This window comes from Breznakia sp. PF5-3 (assembly GCF_029504745.1).
GTDB lineage: Bacteria > Bacillota_I > Bacilli_A > Erysipelotrichales > Erysipelotrichaceae > Breznakia.
This window is the reverse complement of sequence record NZ_JAQFIQ010000056.1, coordinates 1-12,534: the sequence shown is the minus strand read 5'-3', so window position 1 is coordinate 12,534 and position 12,534 is coordinate 1. Positions and strand designations below refer to the sequence as shown.

11 protein-coding genes are annotated in these 12,534 nt (G+C 29.5%); 9 read left to right on the top strand and 2 right to left on the bottom strand.

The window, feature by feature from the left end:
• The first annotated feature begins 171 nt into the window (after positions 1-171).
• The 4 genes from M2475_RS10525 (at position 172) to M2475_RS10510 (ending at position 5,123) form a co-directional block, all read left to right on the top strand.
• Entirely contained in the window at positions 172-837 is a 666-nt protein-coding gene (locus tag M2475_RS10525) for a response regulator transcription factor (protein WP_277491421.1), read from the top strand.
• Position 838: 1 nt separating this feature from the next.
• Positions 839-1,831 carry a HAMP domain-containing sensor histidine kinase gene (locus M2475_RS10520; RefSeq protein WP_277491420.1) on the top strand — a complete coding sequence of 331 codons (993 nt, stop codon included), beginning with the start codon at positions 839-841 and terminating at the stop codon, positions 1,829-1,831.
• Positions 1,832-1,918: 87 nt separating this feature from the next.
• Entirely contained in the window at positions 1,919-2,584 is a 666-nt protein-coding gene (locus M2475_RS10515; RefSeq protein ID WP_277491419.1) for an ABC transporter ATP-binding protein, read from the top strand.
• Between the two features lie 4 nt (positions 2,585-2,588).
• Positions 2,589-5,123 (top strand): FtsX-like permease family protein, encoded by a 2,535-nt coding sequence (locus tag M2475_RS10510; RefSeq protein WP_277491418.1) that lies wholly within the window; start codon positions 2,589-2,591, stop codon positions 5,121-5,123.
• Positions 5,124-5,407: 284 nt separating this feature from the next.
• Here M2475_RS10510 and M2475_RS10505 read toward each other — a convergent pair whose 3' ends face one another.
• Together M2475_RS10505 and M2475_RS10500 are read right to left on the bottom strand one after the other, a co-directional pair.
• Positions 5,408-5,824 carry a hypothetical protein gene (locus M2475_RS10505; protein WP_277491417.1) on the bottom strand — a complete coding sequence of 139 codons (417 nt, stop codon included), beginning with the start codon at positions 5,822-5,824 and terminating at the stop codon, positions 5,408-5,410.
• Positions 5,821-6,288 (bottom strand): hypothetical protein, encoded by a 468-nt coding sequence (locus tag M2475_RS10500; protein ID WP_277491416.1) that lies wholly within the window; start codon positions 6,286-6,288, stop codon positions 5,821-5,823. Before M2475_RS10500 ends, M2475_RS10505 begins: the two co-directional genes overlap by 4 nt.
• A 712-nt stretch (positions 6,289-7,000) precedes the next feature.
• Here M2475_RS10500 and M2475_RS10495 point away from each other — a divergent pair.
• The 5 genes from M2475_RS10495 to M2475_RS10475 are packed head-to-tail and all read left to right on the top strand — an operon-like array spanning position 7,001 to position 12,305.
• Positions 7,001-7,321: a PTS sugar transporter subunit IIB gene (locus tag M2475_RS10495; protein ID WP_277491415.1), complete on the top strand. Its 321-nt coding sequence runs from the start codon at positions 7,001-7,003 to the stop codon at positions 7,319-7,321.
• An 11-nt stretch (positions 7,322-7,332) separates the two neighbouring features.
• Complete coding sequence (locus M2475_RS10490) at positions 7,333-8,568, top strand: PTS transporter subunit EIIC (protein WP_277491414.1); 1,236 nt, start codon at positions 7,333-7,335, stop codon at positions 8,566-8,568.
• A gap of 22 nt (positions 8,569-8,590) precedes the next feature.
• The gene (locus M2475_RS10485; RefSeq protein ID WP_277491413.1) at positions 8,591-10,006 is read left to right on the top strand and encodes a glycoside hydrolase family 1 protein; all 1,416 of its coding nucleotides are present in this window, start codon (positions 8,591-8,593) and stop codon (positions 10,004-10,006) included.
• Positions 10,007-10,015: 9 nt separating this feature from the next.
• The gene (locus M2475_RS10480) at positions 10,016-10,390 is read left to right on the top strand and encodes a PTS lactose/cellobiose transporter subunit IIA (RefSeq protein WP_277491412.1); all 375 of its coding nucleotides are present in this window, start codon (positions 10,016-10,018) and stop codon (positions 10,388-10,390) included.
• Positions 10,383-12,305, top strand: a complete 1,923-nt coding sequence (locus M2475_RS10475; RefSeq protein ID WP_277491411.1) for a PTS sugar transporter subunit IIA — start codon at positions 10,383-10,385, stop codon at positions 12,303-12,305. Before M2475_RS10480 ends, M2475_RS10475 begins: the two co-directional genes overlap by 8 nt.
• The last annotated feature ends 229 nt before the right edge of the window (positions 12,306-12,534 follow it).

The window sequence follows — 12,534 nt, the reverse complement described above, 5'->3', positions numbered from 1 at the left end:
AATTAATTCTACTAGGAATGGCTCCCTTTTTCTATATTAGCTATCTATCCTAGGTTGGTAGCCCTAGGAGTTTACACAAGATATTTTACACTACCTAATAGAAATTCACATAATTATTTTACATAAGAATAGGTATTTGATAAGATGAGTTTATAGTGGTTGGTGATAAAAATGACAACAATAGGAATAATTGAAGATGATAAGCAATTAAATCATGCAATAAAATTGCTATTAGAAAAGAATGGATATAAAGTGTTTCAAGCATATTGTGTTCATGAGGGGATACAGATGATTAAGCAAGAAAATATCCAAATATTATTACTTGATATTGGTTTGCCAGATGGTGAGGGGTTTGAAATATATAAATACTTTTCAAAAGATACCAATGTTTCAGTAATTTTTTTAACTGCAAAAGATGATGAGGTTGATATGATAAAAGCATATGATAGTGGATGTGAAGACTATATTGTAAAACCATTTTCAATGAAAATACTATTAAAACGAATTGAGGTAGTGTTGCGGCGCAATGAAAATAAAAGTAATGTATTGAAATATAATCATTTAGAGATGAATGTTGATCGTCGCGAAGTAAAAGTTTCAGGAACACCAATTGCGTTAACCAACAATGAGTTTGATGTGTTGCATTTATTAATGAGGAATAAAAACCGTGTAATAAGTAAAACATTAATTCTTGAAAGTGTATGGGATGCAAAAGAACAATATGTTGATGAAAGCAGCGTTACCGTTACGATTAGTAGATTACGAAAAAAATTAGATAAGAATTCCAAAGCATATATTAAAAATGTATTTGGAAGTGGATATCATTTTGGTGATTAAAATGATAAGGTGGATAAAAGAGAAAGGTATGCTTCTTGGATATGGACTTCTTTTAGTTGGTATTGTAATCTATGGATTAATGTATCATAATTTAATACTTATATTTGCTAGTATTGCAATCACTGCTTATGGGATTATTATGATTTTGGTGGAAAGAAATACTATGCAAAAGGAATTAAATGAATTATCAATTGTAATTGATCAAATGATAAATCAAGAGAAGATAAAAATTGGATTGTTGAATGATGAATATATGTCTTCTAAAATACACCATCAATTAGAAAAAATGAATACCTTATTTATTTCCAAACAAGAAGAAATAGAAAAAGATCGCGATGAAATACGACTATTAATTAATGATATTGCTCATCAAATGAGAACACCATTGGCAAATATGAAATTATACTTAGAATTATTGGAGAAGGAAGAACTTAACCAAGAACAGCAAGAGTATATTGAAAGCGTTGAGAAAGCGATGCAGACAATGTCGTTTTTAAGTGAAAATTTTATTAGAATGTCACGAATCGAAGGAAAAATTATTCAGTTGAAATTAAACAAGCAATCATTGACACTAACAATTCGCGAAGCAATTTTATCAATGAATGATTTTGCGAATAGTAAAAATATTCAGCTTTGTTTTGATGAAAAAAATACGTATGAACTATTTCATGATTTTCAATGGATGAAAGAAGCACTTGTTAATATCATTGATAATGCAATTAAGTATTCAAGTGAAAATGAAGAAATATATATTTCAATAAATGAGAATGATATGTTTACCCAAATTCAAATTGAAGACAATGGCATTGGAATTGATATAGAAGAAGAGGCGGTAGTATTTAAACGTTTTTATAGAGGAAATAGAGTAAGTAATCAAAAAGGTTTTGGTTTAGGCTTATATATAACAAGAATGATTGTTCAAGCACATGAGGGATATATAAAAGTAAAGCGAAAAGAAAAAGGAACAATTTTTTTAGTTGTGTTACCAAAATAGGAAACTTTGAAAGTTTCCTTTTATTTGTTATAAGTTTGTAATAATTGTCTTCTATAATGAAGTTAGTAAAATGAAGGAGATTATATAATGATAGTACTAAAAACGAAGGATTTGAAGAAAGTATATCAGCAGGGAAGTGAGGTTGAAGTACACGCATTACAAGGTGTTGATATTGAAATTGAGCAGGGTGAATTTGTTGCAATCGTAGGAACATCCGGAAGTGGAAAAACAACATTATTAAATATGATAGGAGGATTGGATTATTCAAGTAAAGGAAGTGTTACGATATTAGATACTGATATTGAAACATTAAAGGATAAAGAATTGACAATCTTTCGCAGAAGAAATATTGGCTTTGTGTTCCAAAATTACAATTTAATATCTACATTAAATGTATATGAAAATATTGTGTTGCCATTACAACTAGATGGAAAACAAATAGATGTAGAATTTGTAGATAATATTATTGATACATTGAAATTAAAGGAAAAGATACATACAGTTCCTTTGAATTTGTCAGGAGGACAACAGCAAAGGGTAGCAATTGCTAGGGCTTTGGTTAATAAACCGGCAATCATATTAGCCGATGAACCAACAGGAAATTTAGATTCAAAAACAAGTATGGAAGTAATTGAATTATTAAAGATGAGTGCTGCAAAATATCAACAAACAATCATTGTTGTTACACATAGTGAGGAAATTGCACAACTATGTGATCGTATTATTCGTATTGAGGATGGATTGGTAGGATAAGATGATGATTAAAAATAATAATACATCAGTGATTTTAAATCTTGCAAAAAACAGTTATAAAAATAATCGTTCTCGAAATAGTTTGCTAATTGGCGCAATTAGTTTTGCAGTAATTTTATTGTTTTGTATTACTAGTATTTCATTTGCGCAAGTAGATAGTGAGTATTTAATGTATGCAAGAAAATCGGGAAGTTTAGCAACTGTTTATTTGGATCGTCCGACAGCAGAACAGTATAAACAAGCGAAAACATTGGATTGCTTAGAAATCGTTGGAAAAGAATCAAGTGTTGGTATGGGAGAGAAAGATAATCATCAACTATTTATAGGAAAAGTTGTTGATGATGTTGCTTATAAAGAGCTATATAGGCCAGCATTTAGCAACATACATGGTGGTTATCCTACCCAAGAGAATGAAGTTATGTTACCAATGAAAGTGTTAGAAGAGCTTGGTATAAAGCCCAAAATAGGAATGGAAATAGAACTGACATTGAGAGATGATAAAGATAATACAAAGGATGAAATATTTATATTGAGTGGATATTTTGAAGAGTATGTAGATTCTCATATGTCATTGCCAAGTGCTTTCTTTTCAATCCCTTATTTGGAAAAAAGTGGAAGATCATTAAATCAATCAGATTTATTGATAATGAAGCAACAAGATCATTTATTGTTTGAAGAAATAGAAAGTATTTTGTATGAGAAGATTGAAACGATTGATGATATACAGCAATTTGTTGCTGCTGATACACTAACTTATGCAGCAGTGCAAACTGTTTATGGAAATTATGATACAGCAATTATGTTGTGTGCTATTATTGTGATAAGTGTATTTCTATTAATCAATAATATTATGCAAATTTCATTGGAAAAGAGTGTACGTGAATTAGGTTTATTACGAACAATAGGAACAACAAAAAAACAAATTTTCTTAATTCTAAAAAAACAGATTATAAGGATTGTGGCAACTGGAATAGTTTTGGGAAGTAGTTTATCATTTATGATTGTTCGCTTTCTTTTACCTCTTTTATTATCCGGTTTGACAACCAATGAAGGTGTTGCAATTGGTGAAGTTATTACAATCCGATGGTGGCTATTATTTATTGTAATTGGGTTTGTAGGAATAATATCAATGATTAGTATGTTATTGCCGTTAAAGGTAGTCTATGCAATATCTCCAAAAGATGCATTGTATTATACTTATGGAAAAAATAAAATTAGTAGTAAAGAAATTCAGACAAAGAAAAGTATTTCAATTAGAAAAATGGCATGGCGTAATATTAGTAAGAATCGCGGTCGCTTTTTTAAAACAATCATTTCATTGTTTGTTGCTAGCTTATTAAGTATTGGTTCAATTATGGCAATTCAAATTTTAGATTATTCCAATATGTATAAGAATGAAGCAGATTTTGCTTTGACAGAATGGAATATGAATGCTTCAAATTTCATTTCAGAAGATACTTATTTAAGTGAATCATTTATAAATGAATTGAAGAAGATTGATGGAATTACATCAATGGACACCACTTATCAAGCTTATGTACATTTGAATATAAATGATAAAGTCTGGAAGCCACTTCAAAAAGCAGAAGGAGAAATAGAAGAAGAAAGACAAGTATATGTAAGCGGATTACGTATTGTGGACAATGATGAAATTCAAAAATTCGAATCATTTATAAAAGAAAATAAATTGGATATTGATATCGAAAGTTTTGTTCGAGGTGAAACAGTCTTCAATTTGCAACACCATGTCTTTTCGGAAAAAATGGAAAAAGAAGCAAAGGAAGTGAATGGCGAACTTGTAACAATCTATAATCGAAAAGATGAAGAGCTTGCAAAATTTACATTTGGAGGTTATTTGGATTTACAAATGCGAGGATTTCCTAATTTTAAAAATATGTCTACTAACACAACTTATTACCCATATATATTAATTAGTGAATCAGGGTTTGAAAAGTTAGGAATTGATAAGGAAGTTAATAGGGTATACATTTTTGTTGAAGAAGGAAAAGAAATAGAAGTTCATAATATTATCAATGAAATCATGAGATTACAGAATAAAGATTTTACCCAAGAGGCACTTCCGAAAATCGAAGTATTCGCAAAATATGTTGCAGAGAAAGAAGCGATTGATTATATTAACTCGATAAAAATTTTACTATATTCAATGAGTTTTATTTTATTTGGTATGGCAATTTTTAATTATTTCAATGTTATGCACACTTCGCTGACTAATAGAAGACGTGAATTGGTTATGCTAGAGAGCATTGGAATGACAAGGACGCAATTACGAAAACTATTAGTATGGGAGGGTATACTATACAGCCTTGTTGTGATTGCGTTATTGATAAGTATCGGAAGTGGTTTCTTATATTTTATTAGTAACTTTATTCAAGCAGGACAAGCTAAAATAGTTTTTACTTACCCAACAACCGCAGTTATTATGTTGGTTGCAATTATTACAATTATTTCTGTCATGTTGCCTATTCTTATTTATAGAAGAGTAGAAAAGCAAAGTATTGTGGAAAGATTAAGTGAATAAACAAGTTTGTTTTAATTTGTTCAATTAAAAAACAGTTAAATATAAATCAACATTAATTGTATAGAGTAGTTTATGAAGATGAATAGGAAAATTTATATAGTAGATTTAACCATAAAAGGCTTTCACAAGATCCGCAAACTTTTGTGAAAAAATGGAAGATATAAATAAACTATATAGTTAATTATGGCGATTGAAAGTATGGATAGTACAGGATGGTATGAGATATCATCCTTTTTGTTACTAAAACCCCCAGATAGTCCGGGGGTACGGTTTAATTCTTTGTATTATTTTTTTAACATTGTTTCCAATTCTTTGTAAAAATCTTCTTCATCTGCATGTACTCCTAATTTATAATGCTCACCATTACAATCAAATTGAACATCATTTGAATAATAGAAACTCCCTTTATTGTGATAGCTTTCTACCCTTTTAGAAGTAATAGTTATATTTTCTAAAGATGCAAGTGATAATTCAAACCCGTCAACTTCTTTTGTAGCTTTTTTCTTTAAAAATCCAAATCCTTTTTTTATTGCATCATTTGCTAGTTCATTTCTTCTAGCTCTTTTACTCATATACCTTACACCTGGTTTTGAATAATCTGTGTCATCATTCACAAAACTAATCGTATTATTTTCAATAAATAAATCTCCTAATCTTGTTTTTTTACTTGATTGATACCAATATGTTCTTTTTATATTCATTTACGTTCTCCTTTAATTTTATCTAATTGTTTTCCTATTCCAATAAATTCATAACTATTTAATTCATAACTTCCATTTTTACATATAATTTTATAAATTGTTTTTGTTGATGGAATAATATTCATTTTTGTTTGTCTTGTCTCTTGTATTCTTTCCATATCTTTATAGCTAATATAATATTTTTTAAATAATGTTTTATACTCCAAATGTTCAGAATAAAAAACTGCTTTATTTATTACCAAAGATACAATTCCATAAATACATGAAACAATTCCTGTAATTGCAATTGCACATAAGCCAATAAAGAGATAGTTGCTAGTATCTGTCATTGGAAATAAGCTTTGATATTTACTTTGATTCAACAAGCGCAATATTATAACATAAAGTGGATATGCGGCAAGAGCACCACCAATTACAATATATTTACTATATCTGTATAAATTTATATGTAACTTCTTTTTCATATTTTACCTCCTTCTTATAAGGTAGTGTCAAAATCTAATTAGGTAAATAGTTGACTACTCTTTATTTATCACTATTTTCATATTTTATCCTTATTCTCTCCCTTTCATTGAAACTTGGCCAATAGAAAAGAGATAAATAAAAACATTGTAAGTCATAACTCAACACATGGAGATTATCTGCCAGGGTTAAGGTTATAGCATAATTTATTTCTTTTAATTTTCTAAGAAACTATGTATAAGCCTTCTGTTCTTTTAAAAGAATTAGATGATAGCTCCAATATGCCTATAAAACGAAACATCTTAATTAATCTACTTACTCTTTATTACTATGGTTTTATTTTCATACCTATTTGACACTCCCATCATATATAATTAGATGATTAATTCGTAAATGTGGTTCATGATAAAAAACAACTCCATGAGAATGGGACTTTCTTATGCTTTTGAACATTATAATAAAAAAAGCATTTAATTTAACAAGAGCTGCAATACTAACACTGCAGTTCTTGTTATCATCTTAAAATATTTATTACCAAGAAAACCAAAGAAGATAATTGAATGTTTTTATTTATAAGATGCTTTCCTAGTAAGTAGGAAAAAGCTATTTGATGGTTCCTAGTGTGTAGGAAAAAGCTTATTTGCTTGGACAAAAGGTAAAATCTATAATGTAGTTGTATAAGAAATAACTCGAGTTTATTTTAAAGGAGAATTTATGGAAAAAATAAAAGTATTACTTATTTGTGGATCTGGTGCTTCAAGTGGGTTTATGGCTACAAACATCAGTAAAGCAGCGAAGAAAAAAGGAATAGATATATCGATAACTGCTCGTAGTAAAAGCGAGATTGATTCATATGCAGATTCAGTTGATATGATTATGATTGGTCCACATATGAAACATATTAAACCAGAAGTAGAAGAAAAAGTAGAAGGAAAAAATGTAAAAGTAGTAGTAATGAAAAAGTCGTACTATGCTCTACTTGATGGAGAAAGTGCACTAGAACACATACAATCAAAATTTGAAGAAAAGGCTTAGGAGGCATGTTTATGGATAAATTTTTAAATTGGATGAGCGATAAAGTTGCTCCAAGAATGGACAAAGTCGCTCAAAACCCTTGGGTTGCAGGATTGCAAGACTCAATTAATAAGATTCTACCAATGATATTAGTAGGTTCGATTATTACTGTATATAATGTAGTGAGAAATTATTTGCCAGATATTCCAGATTTAACAGAAATAAGAAGTTATAGTTTTGGACTTGTTTCCATATTTATGGCATTCTTTATTCCGTATTTTATCTTAACACACAAGAAACGTGAAAAGATGAAATACATTGCTGGAATGTCAGGAATTGGACTATTCTTAATGATTACAAAGCCTGCGGTTACGGAAACAGGACATCTCTTTAATTTTAGTTATTTTGGGGCAGGAGGTATGTTTGTTGCAATTGTTGCTGGACTATTTGTTGCCTTCCTTATGAATTTATTTGGTGGATTTAGTTTCTTTAAAGATGATTCAGCAATGCCAGGATTTATACAACAATGGTTTGACTCGTTAATTCCTATTTTCTTAGTTGTATTTATAGGATGGTTTGTCGTAATTCAATGTAACTTTGATTTATATCAGTTTATTATTTCGCTATTTCAACCATTGACAGATATTGCACAAACTTTCCCTGGAATGTTGTTATTATATTTAATTCCAACCATTTTCTATTCAATGGGTATTAGTGGATGGGTATTCTCACCAATTTTAGCACCAATTGCATTGGCTGCAATTACTGCAAATGCAGAAGCAGGTGCTGCAAATATCTTTACTGATGAAGTTGTATATGCATTCTTAGCATTAGGTGGACGTGGGGGAACACTTCCATTATCCTTTGTAATGTTAAGAGCTAAATCTAAGCGTTTAAGTATGCTAGGAAAAACATGTATTGGTCCAAGTATTTTAAACATTAATGAACCACTTGTGTTTGGAGCAGTTGCTTGGAATCCAATGTTAATGATTCCAATGTGGATTAATGCAGTAGCATCTGTAATTATTGTATATGTAGTTATGAGTTTAGGGATTATAGCTCCACCAACTGAAGTATTTTCAATGTGGTATTGTCCAGAGTTCTTACAAGGATTCTTTGTGGCAGGTGTACCTGGGATAATCTTGACTGCTATTGTATTTGCTGTTGGATGTGTAATCTATTACCCATTCTTCAAAATATATGACAATAAATGTTTAGAGGAAGAACAAAATCCTGAATTATATGATACAGATGAAGATGAAGACTAAAGATTTATTATGAGGTAGATGAATGTTTATAAAAGATTTCTTATGGGGAGGAGCAATTGCTTCAAACCAAGCTGATGGCTTATACAAATATAAAAAAGGAACATCTATTGCGGATTATCGGAAATTCGAAAAGAAAACACAGCGTGATGATAGAGGTGAATTCACTTCTGTTAAATTTGGGGAAATTGATTTTGATGAAGATATAACTGCAAATTATCCAAAGCGAAGAGGAATTCATTTTCATGAAACATATAAAGAAGATTTACAATTGATGAAAGAGATGGGAATGAAAGCATTCCGTACTTCTATTGATTGGTCTTACATGTTTCCAACTGGAAAAGAAGAGCATCCAGATGAAAATGCAGTCTCTTTCTTTGGAAATCTCATTGATGAAATTATTAAGAATGGAATGGAACCCATCATAACATTATCGCACTATGAGATGCCAACGACATTGGTCGAAGAACTTGATGGATGGTATAGCAAAGAAACAATTCATCATTTTGTTCGCTATGCAAAGTGTTGCTTAGATTTATATGGAAATAGGGTAAAATATTGGATTACCTTTAATCAAATCAATATGGCGAATTTTGATTCACTTGGTATTCGTTTCACGAAACACGAAAATGCATATAAAGCAATTTATCAAGGATCACACAATCAGTTTGTTGCATCATCTTTAGTAAAAAAATATGCAAAATCATTAAAGTATGATGTTATGATTGGTACAATGTTAAGTGATAAAATTGCTCATGCAGCATCATGTAAGCCAGAAGATATTTTATTTAATTTGAGAAAGAACCAAATGCAATTTCTTTATCCAGATGTTCAAATTCGTGGTGAGTATCCAGGTTATGCTTTGAGATATTTTAAAGAAAAAGGAATAGCAATTAAAATGAGTGATGATGAGAAGCAAATTCTTAAAGAAAATACAATGGATTACTTATCGTTTAGTTACTATTACACAAAAATAAACGATGCTTCGAAAGACGATTTGGATAACATGTTTGTTAAAAGCACAAATCCTTATTTGGAAAAGAGTGAATGGGGTTGGGAAATTGATCCTACAGGGTTACGGGTTGCATTGAATACGTATAATGACCGTTACCCAGGGCTTCCTCTTTTCATTACTGAAAACGGATTTGGTGCAGTTGATGTTGTTGAAGAGGAAAAGGTTCATGATATGTATCGTCAAAACTATGTAAGTAAACATATTGAACAAATTGGTGAAGCAATTAAAGATGGATGTCATGTAATTGGATATTTATTATGGTCACCAATTGATATTGTAAGTTGCTCATCAAGTGAGATGACAAAACGTTATGGATTTATATATGTGGATTTAGATGATGAAGGTGATGGAACTGGAAAAAGAATAAAGAAAGATAGTTTTTATTGGTATCAAAAACTAATAAGAACGAATGGTAGAGAAAGATAAGGTAAAGTTATGGAAGAGAAAACACCCAATATTATGAATGTTTCTATGGAAATCATCCTTCATGCTGGTGATGCAAGAGAAAATAATTTAATGGCTATTGATGCAATTGCTGAATTTGATTTTGAAAGTGCAAAGAAGCATTTAGAGAATGCAACAACGAATATTACAGTTGCACATAAGATGCAAACAGATCAAATTCAAGATGAAACGCGTGGTAAAAAAAGTGAATATTCATTGTTGTTTGCTCATGCGCAGGATACTTTGATGACAATAAATAGTGAAATACTTATGAGCGAAAAGTTAATAAAAACTTTTGAATCGGTTTATAATAAAATTAATGAATTAGAGGAGAAAGTATTAAAATTGAGTGATGAGAATGAATAAAAATGAAATTAAATTATTAGAAATATTAATCAATACAAAAGAAGTGATAAAGGCAAATGAATTATCGCTTCTTTTGGGCGTTTCGACAAAGTCTATAAGAAATTATGTATCTGAAATCAATAAGATAAAGAAATGTATTTACTCTACCAATAAAGGATATACGGTTGATCGTGAACTTGCAGTAGATCTTTTACATATTGAATATAGTAATGATTTGCCAGAAACAAAAAATGAAAGAGTATCTTATATGTTGATGAAGCTACTTAAAAAAAGTAATGCTTCAAGTATTAATTTACAAGATTTTTGCGATCAATTATTTATCAGTTATGAAACAGTGAAAAAGGATTTTATTGATGTTAAGGAAAAGTTGTTAGATTATAATATTTTTGTTCGTATCGAAAAAGATGATATTTATGTAGAAGGTTCAGAAAAACAAAAACGAAAAATGTTAAGTTCTTTACTGTGTGAAGAGTTTACAGAAAATGTATTAAGTATTGATTCTATCTCTAAAATATTTCCAAAGATTAATATCCCTGAATTGGCAGATGATATACGAGAAAACACGAAAAAACATGGTTTTTTCATTAATGAGTATGCCTTGGTAAATTTAATTTTGGAATTATCCATTGGTATGGATAGAATTATGAATAATTTTATTCATATCTCACGGCATGCACCTATAAAACATCCTGAAAATAGTGAAGTGAATCTTGCAAATGAATTAGTGAATATTGTTGAGAAAAAATATAATATTGAATACTCAGAATCTGAATTTGAAGAATTTTCAAATACGTTAATTAGCAGTTTAACAAAGATGGATTATTTAAAAATTAAAATGGATGATTTGTCTAATTTAATTGATGAAGAAGATATGCAGCTCGTTAATCAATTATTAGATAATATGAAAGCTTGGGATTATTTTGATTTAAGTAATGAGGGGTTTATTGTGAAGTTTGCTTTGCATATAAAAAACCTTCGCAGAAGAATTTTACGAAAGTATGAATTAAAGAATCCACTTACTCAAAATATAAAGATGTCATGTCCACTTATCTTTGAGCATGCCGTAGAATTATCAAATCAAATCAAACAGTTTACACAGTCGTCGATAAGCGATCATGAAACGGCCTTTTTAGCTTTGCATATTGGTAATATGATTCGGGAAAGCAATTTTATTAATGAACAAATTAAATGTGTTCTTTTATTTCCGCAATATTATGATTATTCAGATAAATTAGTTAAAAGTATTAATGCGGAGTTTGAAAATGAAATGGTGATTTCATATATTGTTACAAATGATGAAAAGATAGACTGGTCAAAATTTGATTTATTAATTTCTACTATTCCAAGCAATGATTTAAATTGTGATATTCCAAAAGTACAAATAACTCCTTTTTTAACAAGAAATGATAAACTTACAATTAGTAATGAAATTGAGAAGATTAACCTTTCAAGAAAACGTGATTTTCTTAAAAACAATTTACTTAAAATTACGGATAAGAATTTATTTTTTAAAAACAAAACGATGACAAGTAAAAAAGACATCATTTATTTTATCTGTGATGAAATGAGAAAAAATGGTTGTGTTGATGGATCTTATGTTGACGAAGTCTTAGAACGTGAAAATGAATCTTCCACTGCATTTGGAAAAATTGCAATACCTCATTCATTTAATATGGACGCAAAAAAAACAAACATGTTTGTTTTTTTATCAGAGAAACCAATACAATGGGATGAAAATCAAGTAAATATAGTTTTATTGTTCGCGGTTAAACATAATGAGCGTTCGATATTCTTTAATGTGTTTGATAATTTGGTTGTACAATTGTTAGAGCCAACCAATTTAAATCTAGTTATGAAAAGTGAATCAATTACTGATTTTGTTGACAATTTTGTGAAATGCTTAAAAAGTGAATAGATATGGTTGAATATAAAAAAGTTTTTAAATTTAACCATACTATATTGTTTGAGCAGTATCTATAAGTCAGTTACTGATTTTATAAATATCTAGATAGAGATTATGAAAGAATAAAAGAGCCCCTATCATAGGGGCTGGGTTTGTCAAGAAAAGTGTGTAAGTAGTTTTTAGAATGCTGAGTATTTGCGGATACGTTCAGCGATTTTATCGTTGATCAGCAACTGATTCA